The sequence below is a fragment of the Exiguobacterium sp. s149 genome, assembly GCF_018618395.1.
GTDB classification, from domain to species: Bacteria; Bacillota; Bacilli; order Exiguobacteriales; family Exiguobacteriaceae; genus Exiguobacterium; species Exiguobacterium chiriqhucha.
In genome coordinates, this window is sequence record NZ_JACSLZ010000001.1 from 456,827 (window position 1) to 476,873 (window position 20,047).

At 52.9% G+C, this 20,047-nt stretch carries 18 protein-coding genes and 1 riboswitch; of the genes, 4 read left to right on the plus strand and 14 right to left on the minus strand.

Annotated features, from left to right (window positions below):
• Positions 1–43 precede the first annotated feature (43 nt).
• The 7 genes from KNP81_RS02330 to KNP81_RS02360 form a co-directional block, all read right to left on the minus strand.
• Positions 44–1,138: an HD-GYP domain-containing protein gene (locus KNP81_RS02330; RefSeq protein WP_214718015.1), complete on the minus strand. Its 1,095-nt coding sequence runs from the start codon at positions 1,136–1,138 to the stop codon at positions 44–46.
• On the minus strand, positions 1,131–3,038 hold the full coding sequence (locus tag KNP81_RS02335) for a GAF domain-containing hybrid sensor histidine kinase/response regulator (protein WP_214718017.1): 1,908 nt from the start codon (positions 3,036–3,038) through the stop codon (positions 1,131–1,133). Before KNP81_RS02335 ends, KNP81_RS02330 begins: the two co-directional genes overlap by 8 nt.
• Positions 3,039–3,346: 308 nt before the next feature.
• On the minus strand, positions 3,347–3,811 hold the full coding sequence (ribH, locus tag KNP81_RS02340; RefSeq protein ID WP_285800934.1) for a 6,7-dimethyl-8-ribityllumazine synthase: 465 nt from the start codon (positions 3,809–3,811) through the stop codon (positions 3,347–3,349).
• Complete coding sequence (gene ribB / locus KNP81_RS02345) at positions 3,808–4,992, minus strand: 3,4-dihydroxy-2-butanone-4-phosphate synthase (RefSeq protein WP_214718024.1); 1,185 nt, start codon at positions 4,990–4,992, stop codon at positions 3,808–3,810. The genes ribH and ribB overlap by 4 nt, the downstream gene beginning before the upstream one ends.
• Complete coding sequence (gene ribE / locus KNP81_RS02350; protein ID WP_214718025.1) at positions 4,992–5,633, minus strand: riboflavin synthase; 642 nt, start codon at positions 5,631–5,633, stop codon at positions 4,992–4,994. Before ribE ends, ribB begins: the two co-directional genes overlap by 1 nt.
• Entirely contained in the window at positions 5,614–6,693 is a 1,080-nt protein-coding gene (ribD, locus tag KNP81_RS02355; RefSeq protein WP_214718027.1) for a bifunctional diaminohydroxyphosphoribosylaminopyrimidine deaminase/5-amino-6-(5-phosphoribosylamino)uracil reductase RibD, read from the minus strand. Before ribD ends, ribE begins: the two co-directional genes overlap by 20 nt.
• A 152-nt stretch (positions 6,694–6,845) precedes the next feature.
• Positions 6,846–6,988: riboswitch (FMN riboswitch) on the minus strand.
• 93 nt (positions 6,989–7,081) lie between these two features.
• Entirely contained in the window at positions 7,082–7,894 is an 813-nt protein-coding gene (locus tag KNP81_RS02360) for an undecaprenyl-diphosphate phosphatase (RefSeq protein WP_214718029.1), read from the minus strand.
• 453 nt (positions 7,895–8,347) lie between these two features.
• Between KNP81_RS02360 and KNP81_RS02365 the strand changes: the two genes are divergently transcribed.
• A complete protein-coding gene (locus KNP81_RS02365; protein ID WP_235045171.1) occupies positions 8,348–8,989 on the plus strand; it encodes a homing endonuclease associated repeat-containing protein in 642 nt (213 codons plus the stop codon).
• A 342-nt stretch (positions 8,990–9,331) separates the two neighbouring features.
• Here KNP81_RS02365 and KNP81_RS02370 read toward each other — a convergent pair whose 3' ends face one another.
• Positions 9,332–11,014, minus strand: a complete 1,683-nt coding sequence (locus KNP81_RS02370; RefSeq protein ID WP_214718033.1) for a GGDEF domain-containing protein — start codon at positions 11,012–11,014, stop codon at positions 9,332–9,334.
• Between the two features lie 128 nt (positions 11,015–11,142).
• Complete coding sequence (locus KNP81_RS02375; protein ID WP_021066472.1) at positions 11,143–11,973, minus strand: DegV family protein; 831 nt, start codon at positions 11,971–11,973, stop codon at positions 11,143–11,145.
• Positions 11,974–12,142: 169 nt separating this feature from the next.
• Between KNP81_RS02375 and KNP81_RS02380 the strand changes: the two genes are divergently transcribed.
• The 3 genes from KNP81_RS02380 (at position 12,143) to KNP81_RS02390 (ending at position 15,983) form a co-directional block, all read left to right on the plus strand.
• Complete coding sequence (locus tag KNP81_RS02380) at positions 12,143–12,841, plus strand: ABC transporter ATP-binding protein (RefSeq protein WP_214718034.1); 699 nt, start codon at positions 12,143–12,145, stop codon at positions 12,839–12,841.
• A gap of 5 nt (positions 12,842–12,846) precedes the next feature.
• A complete protein-coding gene (locus KNP81_RS02385) occupies positions 12,847–15,168 on the plus strand; it encodes an ABC transporter permease (RefSeq protein WP_214718035.1) in 2,322 nt (773 codons plus the stop codon).
• 86 nt (positions 15,169–15,254) lie between these two features.
• Positions 15,255–15,983, plus strand: coding sequence for a DUF4261 domain-containing protein (locus tag KNP81_RS02390; protein WP_251128827.1), 729 nt, complete (start codon positions 15,255–15,257; stop codon positions 15,981–15,983).
• Positions 15,984–16,013: 30 nt separating this feature from the next.
• Here KNP81_RS02390 and KNP81_RS02395 read toward each other — a convergent pair whose 3' ends face one another.
• The 5 genes from KNP81_RS02395 to KNP81_RS02415 form a co-directional block, all read right to left on the minus strand.
• Complete coding sequence (locus tag KNP81_RS02395; protein ID WP_214718037.1) at positions 16,014–16,931, minus strand: DUF5996 family protein; 918 nt, start codon at positions 16,929–16,931, stop codon at positions 16,014–16,016.
• 106 nt (positions 16,932–17,037) lie between these two features.
• Entirely contained in the window at positions 17,038–17,361 is a 324-nt protein-coding gene (locus KNP81_RS02400) for a thioredoxin family protein (RefSeq protein WP_214718040.1), read from the minus strand.
• 20 nt (positions 17,362–17,381) lie between these two features.
• Positions 17,382–18,233, minus strand: coding sequence for a DegV family protein (locus KNP81_RS02405; RefSeq protein ID WP_214718042.1), 852 nt, complete (start codon positions 18,231–18,233; stop codon positions 17,382–17,384).
• 133 nt (positions 18,234–18,366) lie between these two features.
• Positions 18,367–18,783, minus strand: coding sequence for an RDD family protein (locus tag KNP81_RS02410; RefSeq protein ID WP_251130230.1), 417 nt, complete (start codon positions 18,781–18,783; stop codon positions 18,367–18,369).
• Between the two features lie 18 nt (positions 18,784–18,801).
• Positions 18,802–19,875 carry a nitric oxide synthase oxygenase gene (locus tag KNP81_RS02415; RefSeq protein ID WP_214718046.1) on the minus strand — a complete coding sequence of 358 codons (1,074 nt, stop codon included), beginning with the start codon at positions 19,873–19,875 and terminating at the stop codon, positions 18,802–18,804.
• Positions 19,876–20,047: the final 172 nt, after the last annotated feature.

Genomic DNA, 20,047 nt, shown 5'->3' on the forward strand with positions numbered 1-20,047 from the left:
AGGGGATCTATGAAGGATGAAGCCGTCGCGCTTCTTGCCTCAATCAAATGGTAAACGGAGTCTGAGCGTTACGCTCTACCTGCCCCGCCTCGTAAATGGAATCAAACACAGTGGAGAAAAGCAGATCGTGATTCAAAAACAGATTGAACAAGTGAGGATCGAACGCACCTTCCATTTGACCCATGATTTTCAATGTCTCTACATGTGAATAAGCGGGTTTATATGGCCGCATAGTTCGTAACGCATCATATACATCGACGATGCTTACAATTCGCGCCGCAAGCGGAATTGCTTCTTCAGATAGACCATGGACATAACCTTGCCCATCCCATCTCTCGTGATGATAGAGCGCGATGTCCATCGCCATCTGGGTAAAGGAATTTTCCGGAAATTGCCGATGGAGCTCTCCAAGCACTTCGCCCCCGACTCGAACATGTTCTTTCATGAGTTGCCATTCCTCTTCAGTAAGCCTACCTTGTTTTAACAAGATCGAATCCGGGACGGAAATCTTTCCAACGTCATGTAGCGGTGCTGCCAGACGAATCGCTTCGACGAACATTGGATTAACTTGTGCACTCGATTCCGTTAAAAGAAGCTCCGCCAAACTTGTCGCGAGCGCTTGTACTCTTTCAATATGATTACCGGTATCGTTATCGCGCAAACCAGATAAGCGGAGTAACGTCTTGACTAGCCCCTCCTGATACTCGTGTAACTGTTTGTCTTTTTCTTCTAGATTGTACGAGAATCGTTCGCGTTCATTCACATGTTTTAATTGAGCGTTCAGACGTAGCAATACTTCTTCTGGGTGAATCGGTTTCGTAATGTAATCTTGCCCTCCCACTTCAAAAGCACGCACTTTATCATACGACTCGGTCAGCGCACTTAGAAAGATGACAGGGATATTTGGATTATATCGTCTCCGAAGAATCTCACAGACTTCATATCCGTTCATATCAGGCATCATGATGTCCAATAAAATCAAGTCGGGTTGCACTCGCTCCATCGCCTGTAACATCAATTTACCGTTCGGGTAAACACGTACGTGGTAATCGGCCTGATGTAAAATGTCGTATAACAGCCGTAAATTGGCCGGTGTGTCATCGACTACAAACACGATTCGTTTTTTGGCTTCACACATCAGCTTCCCCCCTTAACGCTTGATGAAGCAGACGATTTGCGAGCTCGTAATCAAATTGATCAATCGCTTCCCATATCGGTTGTAAATGAGGTGTCTCCATCCGGTAATCGCTCACCAAGTGTTCAATCGTTTCCACATCCCCTTCTTGAATGGCTGTGTACACGTCGGACAACATCGCTTGTGAATCCACGATGATGGTATTTCGGTGCCGATGCATGACCTCGAACAATAGGTTTGGATGAAATGGCTTCGAAATGAACGCACTTGCGCCTGACGCAAAGGCTTTTTGGCGATCTTCGTCGAACGCGTTGGCCGATATGATAATGATTGGTGGACAATTAGCATGCGATTTGAGTCGAGTAGCTACTTCGATTCCATCTAGATCAGGCAACCGAACGTCCAATAAGATCATATCGTAGCGCTCTGTTCGAACTTTTTCGAGCGCAACGTTGCCTAAAGAAGTCAAACTGACTTTGCAGCCAACCGCTTCGAGTAGTTCTTGTAAAATATCTTGTTGGGCTGGCGTATCCTCGACGACTAGGACGTGCATGTTTGAAAATCGAACGTCCGTCCATTTCTCCGACTCTGAATTGACGGTCTCCACTCTCTCATTCTGTTCGAGCGGGAGAGTGAATGTAAACCGACTACCGTGTCCAACGCTACTCTCCACTTGAAGATCGCCTCCAAGCAATGTAGCGTATTGCTTACTGATTGGAAGCCCTAAACCGGTGCCCTGCTGTTGGTCGGTATACTTTTTTTGATAGAACGGTTCGAACAGTAGCTCCAGTTCTTGCCCTTCGATTCCCCGACCGGTATCTGTGATGATGAAACAAAGTTGACTGGCGGAAGCCGAGACCTTGATTCGGATCCTTCCTCGGTCCGTAAACTTCAACGCATTATGAATGAGATTGATTAAGATTTGTTTCACTTTCGTCGGGTCACTCCCGATTTGATTTGGAACACATTGGTCCACTTCAACCAATAGCTCGATACCTTTTTGATACGCCATCATTTCGAACATACGATAAAGATCCTCGATCATGACAGGAAGTGAGATGGTTTGTTTCACGATCTGTACATATCCCGATTCGATTTTTGACATATCTAAAATTTCATTAATGAGCATCAGTAAATGTTCGCCATTTTGGAGAATGTCTTCGACACGTCGTTTATTTTTTTGATCTAATCCTTCTTGTTTGAGTAAATGGGAAAATCCAAGAATCACATTTAACGGGGTCCGAATTTCATGGCTCATATTGGAGAGAAATTCACTTTTGGCAATGTTGGCCCGTTCCGCTTCTTGCTTCGCGACAATCAATTGCTGGTGAATCATTTCACGTTGCGCTTCAACCCGGTGACGTTCGACTGCCCCGAGAAGTGCATTGCTAAAATCTTTTAGTACGTTTTGTTCATGTTTCGAATACGTTCGTTCTTGCATGACAGAATCGAATCCAACGAAGCCATGACAGTAATTCCCGCTCATCATCGGAACCGCGAGAAGACTTTGAACCTGTTGAGGCTCGAGAATTTGTCGGATCCCACTTTCAACGGGTAATGCTTCGACTTGAGGAATGTACATCGATTCGCCTTTCATATGGGTATTCACCCATTCAGGAAGCGCATCTAACGGGACGTTCTGTAAATTATCCAACTCGGACGAGACACCTGGTGCACACCACTCAAATGTATTGTGACAAAGTTTCTTTTCGAAATCATAATCAAATACATACACCCGATCCGCTTGAAAGTAACGCCCTAGTTCTTCCAAAGAATGATTCACCCGCTCCGAGAAATCGTCCAACGATGTAGTTAAAAAACGATTGAGTAACAAAGACACTAAATGATGCAATTCTTCTTGCTTCCGCAACTCATTTTCCAGTGCCGTAATGACGTGCCTCATCCAAACCCCTCCATCATTCTCATATATATAAGTATCGGTTATCCAACAGAGATTTTGAGTCTTTTCAACTATTTTAAACTGGGTATAAATAACTAAAAACGAGTTTCACAGACTTCGCTTCACGTTCGATTGCGGGCAAATGACGGGAAGCGCCAATCTATCATCCTGACACGACCGTCTCCATAGCATTTCTTTCAGTTAATGTCAGACAGAGCTCCTCAATCCCTTCACACACATAAAAAAGAAGAACCAAATTGCGATATGCGACTTGGTTCTTCAACAGCCTGAGGAGCGACAGTCGTTCTTTTTTAAAATTGTTTCATTAAGTTCGCCATCTCGATGGCCGCCGTCGCTGCTTCCCACCCTTTATTTCCGGCTTTCGTACCGGCGCGCTCAATTGCCTGCTCAATCGTCTCTGTCGTCAAGACGCCGAAAATGACCGGTACTTCTGACTGGTAACTCGCCTGGGCGACACCTTTCGCTGCTTCGCTGCAGACGTAGTCGAAGTGTGGTGTCGCGCCGCGGATGACGGCACCGAGTGTGATGACGGCGTCATACTTCTTGCTCATCGCCATCTTCTTCGCGACGAGCGGAAGTTCGAACGCTCCCGGGACGAACGCGAGTTCAACGTCGTCTTGTTCGACGCCGTGGCGCTTCAACGCATCCTTCGCCCCGTCGAGCAAACGCATCGTGATGAGATCATTGAACCTTCCGACGACGATTCCGACTTTCAAGCCTTTTCCGACCAAGTTTCCTTCGATTGTATGCATCATGATTCTTCTCCTCCAAAGTGGTTCATTTTTTGTTGCTTCGTCAATCTATACTGCTCGTTCGCGGCATGGGCGCCGACAAGAATCGGGACCCGTTCGATGACCGTGATGCCGCACGCTTCCAAGGCGTCGACTTTTTCTGGGTTGTTCGTCATGAGCCGGACGTTCGTGATGCCGAGGTCACGCAACATGGCTGCGCTGACCCGATAATCGCGTAAATCAGCGTGCAGACCGAGGGCAACGTTCGCCTCGACCGTATCAAGCCCTTGTTCCTGTAACTCGTACGCCTTCAACTTGTTGAGCAGACCGATGCCGCGCCCTTCTTGACGCATATACAAGATGACACCGCCTTCGGCCTCCACTTTCGCCATCGCGGTATCGAGTTGCGGCCCGCAGTCGCAACGATACGAGCCGAACACGTCGCCGGTCAGACATTCGGAATGAATCCGGACGAGCGGTGCGTATTCGAGCTCACCTTTGACGAGCGCGACGTGTTCTTCCCGATCGAGGACGTTCCGATAACCAATCAATCGGAAGTCCCCTTTCACCGAGGGGAGCGATACGTCCGCCTCTCGTTCGACGAGGTCCGTCTCCATATAACGGACGAGCGCCTCAATCGTGATGAATTTTAAATCATGCGCTTCCGCGACGCGTTCAAGGTCCGGCACCCGGGCCATCTCGCCGTCCGGGCGGATAATCTCACAGATGACGGCGACCGGTTCACTGCCGGCGAGGCGCGCCAAATCGACCGACGCTTCCGTATGTCCGCGCCGGACCGAGACGCCGCCTTTTTTGGCGATGAGCGGGAAGATATGTCCCGGACGTTGGAAATCGGCCGGACGGGCGTTGATGTTCGCGAGTTCGCGCACCGTATGGGCCCGCTCGCCCGCCGAGATGCCCGTCGTCGAATCGACGTGGTCGATACTGACCGTAAATGCCGTGCCGTGCGGGTCGGTACTGTTCGTGACCATCGGCTGCAAGTCGAGCCGGACGGCCACTTCCTCGGCGAGAGAAGCGCAGACAAGCCCTTTCCCTTCCGTGATGAGGAAGTTCATCGTCTCTGCTGTCATTTTGTCCGCGAGCACGACGAAGTCCCCTTCGTTCTCCCGGTCCTCGTCATCGACAACGATGATGGGGCGTCCCTTATTCAAGTCTTCGACTGCTTCTTTGATTGTATGGAACATTACCATCCCACCTTCCCATATCCTTGTGACGCGAGCGATTCAAGCGTCATCGGTTTTTGACTTACGAGTTTTTCCATATATTTAGCCAACATGTCACATTCCAAATTGACCGCGTCCCCGGCCTGCTTCATCCCGAGCACCGTCTCACTGTACGTGTGCGGGATGAGCGACAACGTGAATCCGCGTTCCGTCACGTCAAACACCGTCAAGCTCGTCCCGTCGACCGAAATCGAACCTTTCGGGACGATATAGCGGAGGAGCGATGGCTCACAGCTGATGTCGACATAGACGGCGTTCGCGAGCGACCGTTTTTTGACGATGCGCCCGACGCCGTCGACGTGACCCGAGACGAAGTGACCGCCGAAGCGTCCGTTCGCGGGCATGGCCCGCTCCAAGTTGACGCTCGTGCCGGGGCGGACCCCGTCGAGACTCGACGCCTTGAGCGTCTCCGGCATGACGTCGACCGAGAAACTGTCACGGTCGAACGTCGTCACCGTGAGACAGATACCGTTGACAGAGATGCTGTCACCGAGTTTCACATCCTCAAGCACGACCTTCCCGGCAAGCGTGAGCCGGAGGGATGGCCCGTTCCGTTTCACTGCTTTCACACTGCCGATTTCTTCAACGATTCCCGTGAACATCGGACTCCTCCTTTCGCATGATGAGCTTGATGTCGGTGCCGACCGTCTCGACCGATTGCACGTCATACCGCTCGATCACATCGAGCGGACCGTCATGATGCGAGCGGTAGAAACCACCCTTGCCACCGAACACGCGTGGCGACTGATACATGACCCACTCGTCGACGAACTGTCCGTCCAAGAGCGAGGTGACGAGCGTCGGTCCCGCTTCGACGAGCAGGCGACCGATGCCGCGTGCGTAGACGTCTTGCAGGAAAGCGTCGAGCGACGTGTACGCCGCGAGTTCGACGCCACGCTCGATAAACGCGTCCCGTTTCGATACATCGTCAGACGTCGTGTAGAGCAATACCGGCACATCGTTCGCCGTCCGGACGAGCTGACTCGAGAGCGGCGTCCGCAACTCCCGGTCGAGCACGACCCGGAGCGGTTGCGTCGTCTCGCGGTCGAGCCGGACGGTGAGCGCCGGATCATCGGCGAGCACGGTGCCGACACCGGTCAAGATCGCATCGACCGTCGACCGCAGTTCATGGACGTCCCGTCTCGCTTCGGTCCCGGTCACCCACTTGCTGTCACCAGTATCGAGGGCGACTTTGCCGTCAAGACTCGTCGCGGTCTTCAAGACGACGTAAGGCCGTCTCGTCTCGAGCGAACGCAAGAACGCCACATTGAGCGCTCGTGCCTCACGCTCGAGCAGTCCGACCTCGACTTCAATCCCGGCCGCTTTCAATCGAGCGATGCCCTGTCCCGCCACGAGCGGGTTCGGATCGCTCATCGCGATGACGATCCGCTTGATGCCCGACTCCACGACTAAATCGGCACACGGCGGTGTCTTGCCATGATGCGAGCACGGTTCGAGCGTGACGTACATCGTCGCGCCATAGGCGGCGGCCCCGGCCATGCGGATGGCGTGCACTTCGGCGTGCGCTTCCCCCGCCTTCAAGTGGGCGCCGAACCCGACGACCCGACCGTCCTTGACGATGACGGCTCCGACACGCGGATTGACGCCGGTCGATGAGGCGGATTTGGCCAATTGGATGGCTTGTTGCATGTACTGTTGCATAATCTCCCTCCTTGTTTCGTACAAACAAAAAGACCTCAAGGAATGATCCTCAAGGTCTCGGTGGGAGTCGTTCATCGTCATTTGGGCAAGCCAAATAAGCGTTTTCTTTACAGAAAAACGTACGACGAACTACAGGTCGCGTGGACCTGTCATGTTTCCTTCTCCCATCCAGACTATACTGTCGGCTCTAGAATCGCACTAGATCCACCGTTCGCACACGTGCGCCCGGGTCACGGACTTAAGGCTCGCGCCCATCACCGCCGGTTGGGACTTTCACCCGACCCCGAAGGAATATTTGTTTGTACGTTTCCACTTTAGCGCAAAAATAAATGGATGGCAAAACGAAATGCGCAAAAAAGCGCCGCTCGTATGAGCAGCGCCCTGTAAATCAAGCCAAGAATAAAACGACGAGGAGTCCGACAATCCAGCAATAGAACGAGAAGTATTTGAGCTCGCCTTTCGCCATGATGTGTTGGAACCACTTGAGCGAGATGGCCGTGAGCGCATACGAGGCGATGAACGCCAAGATGAGCGGTCCGAACAAATCACGTGTCTCTGGATTCGTGAACAACTCCGGTCCATCTAAAATCGTCACCCCGAGACTGATCGGGATGAAAAGGAAGAACGAGAAACGAAGCGCCGACTCTTGCTTGATGCCGAGCAACATCGCCATGACGATTGTCGCCCCGGAACGGCTGATGCCTGGGATGAGCGCGACCGCTTGGGCGAGACCGATCAAGATGGCGTCGCGGAGCGTGATGCCGCCGTCTCCTTTATTCCCTCGCATATTCCGGATGAACCAGAGCGCGACCCCGGTCAAGATGAGCGTATAACCGACCGTGGCGACGCCGCTGAGCTTCTCGCCAATCCAATCGCCGAACAGGACGCCGAGCACACCGGCTGGGACCGTGGCGACGAGCAAGAGACCAATGAACTTGACGTCGACCATTGTCTCGTCACTGCGGTCCTTTTTAAACAAGAACGTCCACAGACTGACGATGAGACGGATGACGTCCTGCCGATAAATCGTCAAAACAGCGAGCAGTGAAGCAAAGTTCACGAAAATCTCGAATGAGAGACCTGGTAATTGGATATCAAACAGCTCTTGGAAGATGACCAAGTGACCGCTCGATGAGATTGGAATCGGCTCGGTGAACCCTTGAATCAAGCCGAGCAGCAGATAAAATAACCATATTGTCATATCGTATTATCCTCTTTTCTTTTTTACATCAATTCCATTATTTTAGCAGACCGTCCGTTTCACTGACCACCCTTTCAAAAAAAATCGTTATTTTCAAAACTTTCATTTGATTAGTCTGAAAATTAAATTTATTATAGAAGAGTACTCAACTGGTGCGACGGTGATGACCCCATTGGCCAGTTGGGTACTTTTTTCGTACAGATTATTACATATTAGCCACGATAAAACTTTTTGTTTACAATTGAATCCATTTAATATTAAATTTGTAATAGAACTGTTACCATTTTTTCAAAGTGCTAACAGGACTTTAGACCTAACAGTTCATCAAATCAGTTTAAAAAAACTTGAGCAATGCACTTATAAATTATAAAAACTGGCCGATAGTATGATTGTAGAAGCAACTTCGTCATCTTTATCGGTTCAGATATGAGTCCATGGAAGGAGGAACCATCATTGAGTCAAACGTTATCCACTAAATCCCACCACTTGTCCACCGAACAGCAGAGGATGATTCACTGCATTCGGCTGCTCGGCGACTTGTTGAAGGAACGTCCACGACGCTCTGTATATCGTCGCTTCGCGATGGAACAAAGCTGGCCGTCTCCCGAGTCGATTATCCGACAATTCGGGTCATGGGCCGAGGCGCTTGCCATCGCCGGCTACGAATGGCACGGCGAGGCGACTGTCGATCTCCCGGACAAGATGCCAAAGTACACGCGTGAAGATATCATTGAGACACTCGCCCTCTACTCACGCGACATGGGATCGATTATCACGCTCAAAAAGTATCAGGAATGGCGCAAACTTCATCCGAAGGCACCAAGCCATTACCATATCGTCAAGACGTTCGGTTCGTGGCATGACGCCTGCGCCGAAGCCGGACTTGAAGCGAGTGTGACGTACTCGAAATCCGAGCTCTCCACCGCACTCCGTGAAGCGATTCACGAGATGGGCTTCTCTCTTTCATTCGAAGCGTATCGCGAATGGGCAAAACGGAACAACAAACCATCCACAAAAGCGATTCTTCATCGCTACGGTTCATGGTCAGCTGCGATTCATGCAGTCGAGTCAGAAATTTTCAATCAGAAATTATAATCTTTCATTCATAAGGAGGACGCCGGGTATCCGGTGTCCTCCTTTATTGTGATAACAATTGATTGCTTGAGTATAGAGGATTTCCACCTCAGCCGGCACCCTCCGTTCCTGGGGCGCTGCGGATGCCTCCGCAGCGCGTGCCGCGCTTTACGGGGTCACCCTTGCATCGCTCTCCCCTAGGAGTTCGGGCGCCGGCCTTGGTTAGCAAATCCGAACACATCTCACTTGCGTGACAGACAAACTTCGAACGCTAGAACCCGATTAAGCTTCATGTCCGGATACGTCTAGTCCAGATGGAACATCAGTAAAGGAGAATCTCGATGATTGAGATTCTCCTTTTTATCATTGAATCCGTTCCGTCGACGTGTCGCGATAATGGGCGACACGGTCCCGGCCGTTGAATTTCGCACCGACGTACATGGCCCGGTCGGCATTGCGTAACAACGTATCGAGGTCCTCATACTCATGAATTGTCTCGATGCCGATACTTGCTGTCACTTGGACCCGAATCCCTTCGGAGCCGAACGGATGGACGCGAAGCGCTTGGCGAATCTTCTCCCCTGTCACGAGGGCGGCCGCCTCGTTCATGCGCGGGAAGACGAAGACGAACTCCTCGCCGCCGTAACGGGTGACGAGATCCCCGCTCCGGACGAGACGACTGAACAGCGCCCCGGCCTCGATGAGCACTTCATCTCCGAACGCATGACCATACGTGTCGTTAATCGACTTGAAGTGATCCAAGTCGACCAAGAACACGGACAACGGATACGACGCGATATCGTTCAACCGCGCCTTCGTCCAACGCTTGAGCGCCCGTTGGTTCGGCAACCCCGTCATCGGGTCGGTCAGGCTCTCATGCTGGAGCCGGTTCCGCTCGTCAATCCGTTCGAGTGACCAGGACAAGGTTTTCAACAGACGATGAATCTCGACGGCGATTGCCCCTTCATACGCGCCGTTCGCCGTCGTCGAAATCATGCAACTGACGGCGTTCGTCGTGCTCGACACCGGCTGAATGACGAGGGCCGAATGATGCAGCTCGGTCTGGTGCGCTTGCAGATCGGGATGCCACTCATGGAGTGAATCATACACGAAATACGGCTCTTCCGCATCGCGATGACGTTCGAGCGTAAAGGCGTCGCCAATCGGTTTCGACTTTCGTCCGCTGACATCGTAGAACGTGCGGTCGCCGGTTCGATTGACTTGCAGCCAGCCGCGCTCGAGTTCGACGACTTCCCTTAACCCGTTCCAAAACTTCTCGATGAGCAATTGTTCGTTGTCGACCCGGTAGAGCTGTTCTTTCAAACGTTCGACTTGGTCGATTTTCGATTGCGTCTCCTCGGTCTCGGTCGCTTTGGACAATCCCATCTTGAGGAGCGACAAAATGAGGAACGTCGCCATCAGGCCGGTATAGCCGAACAGTTGGAACGCCTCGATGGCGACCATCGTGAACAACAGCTCGAGCGAGATGACGAGCCAGTCGAAGCGGAGCAACCGCCACATGATCGGGAGCGGAATCCGTTCCCCGATCAAGAACCGCGACATGAGGAAACTGAATCCGAGGACGAGGAACAAGATCGCGAAGAAACCGAGTAGCGCCGTACCTTGCTCAAGCAGATGGACGTTCGGTCCAATCTCTCCGCCAAGACGCAAATAGACGAGACCTGGAAAGACGAGCAGCATCGCCTCAATCAACGTGTTGAGCGGATAGAAATGTAAAAACCGTCGCCGTCCAACTTTGTTTGTGAACGTCCGGGCCTGGAACGTTAGCAACAAGAGTTGCCCCATCAGCAGGGCCGGGAGCAGACCGTACAAGAAGAACGTCATAAAGACGAACATCTCATGGAACGTGAAGTGCAAGTGCCGCCGCTTGAGCGGGTTCATGACGAACAGGGCGCCGAGTGTAAAGATGAACCAAAACAACGACCAATCGAACGTCCCGATCCCGAGCCACATATAGGCGAGAATCCCCATGAAGACGATCGACCACGAGAACCAGCTCCTGACGAGGTACTTCCGAAATCGCATCGTCTCCCCCCTTTCCTTTTCCGTTATCATTCTTACACAGTATGAAGGTTCTTGGTTGAAGATTCCAGCCGTCGTTTGAAAGTTTTGACAATAAAAAAAAGACCGCGACTTTCGTCACAATCTTGTGGTCACTTCGCTTTTAAAAATGAGATGCCAATCGAGCCCGACCCTGTGTGAGCCCCGAGAAGCGGTGCGAGCGTATCGACCCGAATCTTGGCTTTGTCACCGAGTTCCCGTTTCCACGACTCGGCCAGCTCGGGCACATTCCCGTGGAAGATCGAGACGTCCGTGCACTCGCCCGAATCGATGGCTTGACGGAGCGCTTCGAACAGTTGCGCCTGCGCCTTTTTGTAGGTCCGAACCGTCTGATACGGGACGATGAGCCCGTCTTCGAAGCGGAGCACCGGTTTCAACTGCAACATGTTGCCGATGAGCGCTTTCGACTTCGAGATACGTCCGCCCTTTTGCATCTGCGTCAAGTTTTGCAAAATCAACTCGATGCGGACGTCCTCGACACGTTGTTTCATATATGCTTCGACATCCTCGAGCGCATCCCCACGTTCGACCCGTTCAATCAACTCTTCGAGCATGAGTCCCATCGTATAGATGCCAGCCCGTGAGTCAATCGCGAGCAGTTTGAACTCGGCGATCTCTGCGCCTTGGACCGACGCTGAATACGTGCCGCTCAAGTCGGACGACAAGTGGACGGCGATGCCCATGTCATATTGGTCTTTGATGCCTTCATATAACGTGACGAAGTCGCCGATGGCCGGTTGGCTCGTCGAGACGCGCTCGCCCGCGTCAATCCATTCGTATACGGTCTTAGCGTCAACCTCGACCCCATCTTTATACGGTTGGTCACCTTTGACGACGTAGAGCGGGACGATGTGAATATCCGGGTGGTGCTGAATCGAATCTGGAAGGACGACGGTGCTGTCCGTGATATAAGCAATTTTCATGTTAAGGCTCTCCTTCAATCAAAATTAGTACCTGGTAATATTATTTTATCACAAGTGAAGCGGTTTCACTATTTTTTCAAAAATTGATTTCCCTTGAAGTTTCACATATTCCCGTCCAGATTGCGCTTGAAACGGGTAAAAGATAGCATTGGACAAAGGAGGAGTCACTATGATTCACATCGAGCATGTCAATAAAATCTACAAGACCGGGGACGTGGAGACGGCTGCGCTGAAAGACATCGAGTTGACGATTCAGGACGGCGCGTTCGTCGTTATCCTCGGTCCGAGCGGGAGCGGCAAGAGCACGCTGTTGAACGTCATCAGCGGACTCGACACGGTGACGTCCGGGACGATTACGTTCGGTGATACCGTCTTGACCGAGCTGTCCCCGGAACAGATGACCACGTTCCGACGCGACCATCTCGGCTTCATCTTCCAACAGTATAATTTGCTGCAAAATTTGACCGTCTATGAAAACATTCAAATCGGGGCCGACTTATCCGACAACCCGCTCCCAATCGATGAGCTGCTCGAGCAGGTCGGGTTGACGGCCGCCCGCGACAAATATCCGTATCAACTATCGGGCGGCGAACAACAGCGCGTCTCGGTCGCCCGCAGCCTCGCCAAAAATCCGTCCATCGTCTTCTGTGACGAACCGACCGGGTCGCTCGACGAGGACAACTCGAAACGGGTGCTCGAACTGCTCGAACGATTGAACAAGGAGTATGACAAGACCGTCGTCGTCATCACGCATAACACCGGCATCAGCGAGATGGCCGATGACGTCATCAAAATGAACTCGGGTCGAATTATTGAATTGACGCATAACCCGATCAAACGATCTGCTCGCGACATCCATTGGGGGTGAAACAGATGCTGTATAAAAATGTATGGAAGACGCTCGCCGGCAAGTGGATGCAACTCCTCGCAATCGCCGTCATCATCGTCATGAGTTCGCTCACGTATACGATGATGTTTTACGGCATCAGTGGCATCGAGGTCCCGACCGAGGAGTTTTTGGCGTCCTCGAATCAAGAAGATTTCGCCGTCGAGATGCTCAACCGCGTCACCGAAGAAGAGGCGGCTGCGCCCGAGTTGGCTGCCTTTCTCGCCTCCGGGAAGTACACGCTCGCCGACTTGAAACAAGCCGACGCGGAAGCGTTCGATGACTTGATGGTGGCACGCCTCGACGCCGTCGAGCGCGAGATGGGCGACGTGACGCTCGAGCTTCGCTCCACGAAGCTATTCAATTACACGTTCGATGACCGCGAACATCGCGGGCTCGTTGCAAAGGATGCGGACGCCATCAACCTGTCCTATCTCGAGTCAGGTCGTCGTCCGAGCGCGGACGATGAGGTCGCCATCAATACGAAATCGGCTGAAAAGAACGGAATCAAAATCGGTGACACGATTGATCTCGGTGAACCGTTCACGGTGACCGGGTTCGTCCTGTTCCCGGACTACACGTTGCCGCTATTCGACGACAATTTCTTCAATCTCGACCCAGGCACACAGACGCTCCTGCTCATGACAGATTCGGCCTATGAGGCGATGAACGGGAACGAATCGTTCCGTCTGGCCGGTGTCACCGATGGGACGGTCGTGACGGACGTCGAGCTCCCATTCGTCATCTCGGTCATGGAGACGGAGAATATCATGCGCAGCGGGGCCATCTATAGTGAAATTTCTTCCGGAAAGGCGATGGCACTCGGTTTGAGCCTCTTCATCGTCTCGATTGCCGTCATCATCGTCGGCATTCTGATTTCGAACATGCTCGAGTCTGAACGTGGCCAAATCGGTCTCTTGAAAGCGATCGGCTATAGCCGACGGCAAATTGCGACGCCGTATCTCATGCTCATTTTAGCTTTCGCGACCATCATGCTCATCGCCGGGTATTTCCTCGGCCTCTATTTCGCCGACCCGCTCAAAGACTTATATCTGGACTTTTATCTCTTGCCGTCCATCACCATCGCCCAAAGCCCATTTGTTTTTCTCACGGCGGTCTTCGCCCCGCTTCTCTTTTTCGCACTCGTTGCCGGGGCCGTCATTTATAAACTCATGGGTGAGAGCGCGCTCGCCTTACTTTCGCCACGAGACAACTTGTCGCTCAATCGTCTCAGCCGGTTCGTCAGCCGTCTGCTCCGCAACGCCCGCGGCAAGACGAAGTTCAAATATTTGTACGCCGTCAAAAGCACGGGCAGTTTCATCATCTTTTTCCTCGGCATCCTGTTCTCGACGCTCCTCATCGTGTTCGCTCTCATGATGAACGGCGCCGTCGATCGGATGACGGTCGGAGAGATTGGCGAGGCCGACTATGCGTACGAGGCGTTCACGACCACACAACCCGAACTTCGTGACGGTCAAGAACCGTTCCTCACCTATCCGTTCGCCTTTGTCGAAGACAAGCTCGTTACGTTGAAAGGGCTCGATGAAGCGAACACGCTCTACCGTCTCGAAGACGAGAACGGAGATAGATTGTCGCCGGAAGCAGACAGCATCATCGTCAGTGCCTCGCTCGCCTTGAAGCTGGGACTCGAGACCGGGGACACGCTCGACATCGAACTTGACGACGAGATGCTGTCGTATCCGATTCGCGGGATTGCTGACGAATATATGGGTGACACCATCTATTTGTCACGCACGAGTTTGAGCGACCAGCTGACCGACGGGGAGACAGATAAACTGTTCAACGGCATCTATGCGACCGAGCGACCGGACGAGACCGACTATGCGACGATTTTGTCGCGCGACAGCTTAATCGACCAATCCACCTCGATTAACGAGTATATGAACTTGATGATGAACGTCATGATTGGTGGCTCTGCCTTGATTGCCTTCAGTATCCTGTTCGTCTTGACTGCGCTCACGGTCGAGAAAAACTATTACGTCATCTCGCTGTTGAAAGTGATGGGCTATGACTGCCGCGAGGTCCGATCGATGATTTTGAACAGTTACTTCATGTACGCGCTCGTCTCGGCATTGCTCAGCATCCCGATTGCCCTCATCGTCTTGCGGGTCATCATCGTCGTATTCGCGGAAGACTACGGCCTCGTCCTACCGCTCGAATTTGAATGGGTGTACGTCGTTTACACGCTCGGGGCGGTCACCCTCCTCTTCTTCGCGAGCACGTTCGTCAGCCGTCGTAAAATCGATCAAATCCCATTACAAGAAGTATTAAAGACGTATCAAGAATAATTTGTCGCCAAATAGGGCATAATAAGAGAAGAGACCGGGCCTCTCCCTGTGAGGGGCCTGACTATTAGAAGAAGAGGATGATTCTTATGAACCGTACACAAGTATTGCTCGCTATCCCAGGAAACTGGTCATCGGCCGAGGCAGTCAACGAACAAATCAGTTTACATAGTGAAGGCTACACAATGGCCGGCCTGTTGTTGTTAGAAGATGAGACCGGAAAAGCGTTCACGGTCGAAGTCGTTGAGCGCGACCCTGCCCTCGCCGAGGCGATGATTCATGCCAGTTCAGGTGGCTTCACGCCGAAAATCGCGAAAGGGCTCGCCCGTCATACGCACATCGTCTATTTGATTGTCGACGTCAACGACGTGTCAGACATCGCGGCAGCGCGCCGTGCGGCCAACGCCATCTTGAACGCCGGCGGCCTCGGCGTCATGGTTGAGACGGCGGGTGTCGCCTATTCGAAAGACGAGTGGCAGGAGTCGAAAGAAGAAGATCTCGCCCTCGACTACTCGCTGTTGACGGCCATCACAGAAGAAGAAGACGCTTACGTCTCGTGGGGCATGAAAGCGTTCGGTCATGCCGACGTCGCCGTACCGGCCACGCTCGAGATGGAAGATGCGATTCACGTCGTCCACTCGTTCAACTTCCACCTCATCTCGGGTGGTTCGATGTTCGGAGACGGTGACAGCTTCACGTTCGAGGACGGCAAGACGTTCACAGTCGAGATGGGCGAAGACGAGCGCACGTCCATCGACAACTTGCTCCATAACCCGTTCGGTTTGATTTATCTCGTGCCACAGACAACTGAAGCATAAACAAGATAATCGATTGAACTAAACAAGAGCTCACAGACGTTCGTCTGTGGGCTCTTGTTTTGGTTGCGGCGGCATATCGAGCGACAAGAAGTAATGCGCGCACCCTTCCCATCCGAGTTGTTCACTCAACAATTCGAACGAGGTCCGGAAGAACGCTCGGACGTCACTTGACCGCCCTGCCTTCTCCAACGATAAAAAACATTCGCTCATCTTGGCGTCGTAGTAGGCGTCCGTCGGTTGTAGCCGTTCCGAGTCAAGCTCGGTGTATTGGAACGGATACGGCAAGATAAAGAACATCGGCACGTCGACGGACTCGTCCCCGAGCCAAAACCCGAACTCGATCATGTGCTCATCGAAAGCCGCTTTCTCGATCAGTTTGTCTTCCGGGAATGGCTCAGACTTCCCGTAGACGATCATCGACGAGACGTCGAACGTGCCCCAGAACAAGGCTGGTTTCACTTTTCGGCATCGGAGCGGGGCGAGAAATGCCGCTTGTTCCCGCGCAGCGTATTGGAACACACGCATCCCTCTCTGCGCGGCATCGGCATCGTAAGCGAGCGGTGTCTCGTCTCGGTCCAGATATCGCAGCTCTCGCATCTCCTGCGTCTTCGGATTGAGTTCGAGTCGAACGCCGGACGCTTGAAGCGTACCGATGATTTCGGTGTAATACGTTTTGAGCGATTTCCCGTCCTCAAGCGGAAACATCGTACGATTTGATTCGACGTGCACCGTGATGATTCCGGCCGCGACATCGATGTCCACCTCGAACAACGTCTCCCCGCTCCAGAGCGGCCCGGTCGAAAACCCGTTCACGGTGAGCGGCAACGTGACGTGGGCCCATTGCGGTTCTTGCGGGGCGAGTGCAAGCTTCAGTTTCCCTAGAATCTGTGACAAGAGATGCAGCGTGAGCTTCGTGTCGGCCCATTCGGAGTGGCGGATCAGATTCATGAACGTTTCCCCATTTCTTCCTTCGAAAAAGTGACGCAACTACTCTCCTGATTCCCCTTGTCCGGCTCCGACAACCAAAAAAATCCACAGACTCGTGTCTGTGGATTTAGCCTCGCACCTCTTGGAGACGCTCGAGTTGATGGGTCAGCTCGCCAATTGGGACGAACCGGGCCCGCCGGAGCGTCTCTCTGCCGTCGAGGAAAAACAGGACGACCGGTACGGTGAAAATCGAGTAGGCGCCGGCAATTTCCGGTACCTGATCCGAATCGATGGCGACCGCCTCGATTTCGGGGAACTCCGTCAACATCTCTTCAACTTGCGGTTTGAGCGAGTGACAGACGCTACAGGTCGGATGCGAGACGTAGACGAGCAATTGGTCCGAGTCCGCAATCCGGTCTTGTAGCGCCGTGAGTGTCGTGACAGCTTCCATCGAAATTCCTCCTTTTCTCGTTACGCGTCGAGCCAGAGAATGCCGACCGTTTCAAAGCCTGCGTGGACCGCAATCGACGGACAGAAGCGCGTTTTGACGACTTCGACTTCCGGCAATTTCGCTTGAATGAGCGCGACGATATTGTCCTGCATCTCTGGTGCGAGCGCTGTCTGGACGAAGACGCGGTTGTTGTGAATGCCGTTCGCGGCATGGCGGCGTTCGAGCTCGCTCACCATCTCGGCGTACGCTTTCTTGAGCGACCGTGCTTTTTTGAACGGGATGACTTTACCCGTCTCATCGAGTGTGATGATCGGTTTAATGTTCAAGATATTGGCGAGGAACATCTCGCCGGACGAGACGCGACCGCCGCGGCGCATCGTTTCCATGTTGCCGATAATCATGAAGAAGTTTTTCTTGTCGCGCCACGCTTCGAGCAAGGCGACAATCTCCTCGACCGACTTGCCTTCCGCTTCGGCAGCAAGACCGAGACGGACGAGCTCTTGCTGCGCCTCGAGCGCTGCGTGCGAGTCGACCGTATACACTTTGAAATTGGCTGCTTCGGCCGCGGCACTCGAGTTTTTCACGGTCGAGCTTAAGCCGTTCGAGCAGTGGACGGCGATCGCGCAGTCATACCCTTCCTCTTTCAAGCGCTCATAGCGGGCGATGAAGTCGCCGAAGATTGGCTGAGACGTCTTCGCCTCCTTCTTTTGATCAATCATATAGCGGTGCAAGTCTTCGATCGACAAGTCCACTTCGCTGTAGCCGCTGCCGTCGACAATCAGTTGAATCGGGACGATATCAACACCGAGACGGGCCGCCTCTTCCTTCGAAAAATTGGCCATACTATCGGTAATCCATGCGATTTTGGTCATAACAAAAATCCTCCAATGGTCGTTCAATTTTTTCCTTTCTCATTATACCTTATTTTTTGGATTCGTTCCTTTCCGACTGATTCGCCCGAAAAAAGACAGCCCGACTCGTCGTCGCGCTGTCCTCGGCTTCGACTCATCGTGTCGAAATCAGTTTCGTATGGGCAAATTCATCGTGCGGCAATTCCATATCTTTGCCCGACTTGATCTGTTGCAACGCTTTTAACAGCGGCAGACCGAGTGTCGCCGGATAGACGACATCTTTATACAACGTCCGCTTCACAACTTGTTCGAGCGAGAGCGGGCGCCCGTCTTGACTGACGACTTTAATCCCGACGACTTGGTCACCGATCGTCTGGCCATTTTTGTTGAGTAAGAAGTACACTTCCCCGGCCATCGTCACGAGCGTCGGTAAATAGTAACGTTTCACTTCTTTTCCAGGAAACAACTTTTTCCGAATCGTCTTCTCGACGAGTTTCGCTGGGGTTTGAAAAATGAGTTGGTCAATTTGACTGGCAACGGCACGTTTCCAAATCGGGACTGCCACGTTCATCATCCTCTCGTTTCGGTTCTAGGCTTTAGATTCCTCTTTTGCCTTCGCTTGAAACGCCGAAAACGGACAACCCGAACGCGCGAACAAGTTCGGCGTCACAATTTTGTCATCATAATGGCGATGGAACACGTGCGTCGCGGCTGGTGACAGCGGCGGGATGAGCCAGCTCCATTGGCCGGTCACGTCTCGACCTGCGTCCTGCTCGTTCTTCTCGAACCGTTTGAACTGTTTTGCCGCCGTGTGGTGGTCGACGATTGTCACCCCGGCCCGCTCGAACGACTGCAAGACGGCAACATTCAATTCGACGAGCGCCCGGTCGCGCCAAAGCGTCCGCTCTTTCGACGTGTCGAACCCGAGCGACGCGCCGACGAGCGGTAATAAGTTATAACGGTCCGTATCTGCCAAGTTGCGTGCCCCGATCTCGGTCTCCATATACCAACCGTTGAACGGGACCGAGGTGAAGCGCAGCCCGCCAATTTCCAGTTCCATGTCGGCGATGGCCGGAACGGCGTGCCATTTAATCGGCCGTCCGTCGAACAAGTCGTACGCCTCGTGCTGAATGTCGACCTCGAGTACCGCATCGTCCGGCAATTCATAGAGCCGAACGTCACGCCCATCCGTGATGAGCAACGGCAAGATGTCAAACGCAGTCCTGGCCCCGCTCCAACCGAGTCGTTCGGCCTGACGCGTCATTGTCAAGGACAGCGGATCGCCGATGATGCCGTCTTCTGTCTCATATGCCGCATACCGGATGAGTTGCGTGTTCAAGAGACGGAACTCGTTCGGGAGCACCGTCATCGTCGAGCGGATTTTCCCGCTGTTCGTTGCATAGCGCAGATGGTCGACAAGTGCCTCGAACACATCGTCGAACGTCTCCGCGTCACGGGCATCCCGGACGGTGAGCGTCTGCCAAAACAGACGGCCGATGCATCGGTTTGAGTTCCGCCAGGCGAGTTTCGCGCCCTCGGTCAACTCGTCGGTCGTGAGCGTATACGTTCCCGTACGGTCGATTTCTTTCGCAATCTCATCGAGCCGGTCCGTCTGATCGCCTTTTAGTTGTGAGAAAAAGTCTCGGGCTGCCTGAATGTCCATCTCATGTATCTCCTCTTTCGTTCTGTCCCTCCCATCTTAAGGGAAACCACACCCGTTTTCTACCCGGACGCGATAAAAAAGCAGGACGATGTGCGGGCTGTTCGATTGAACAAGCATGGGAATGATTTTTCGGAATCGCACATCGAACCGGATGGACATATAAAAAAACCAG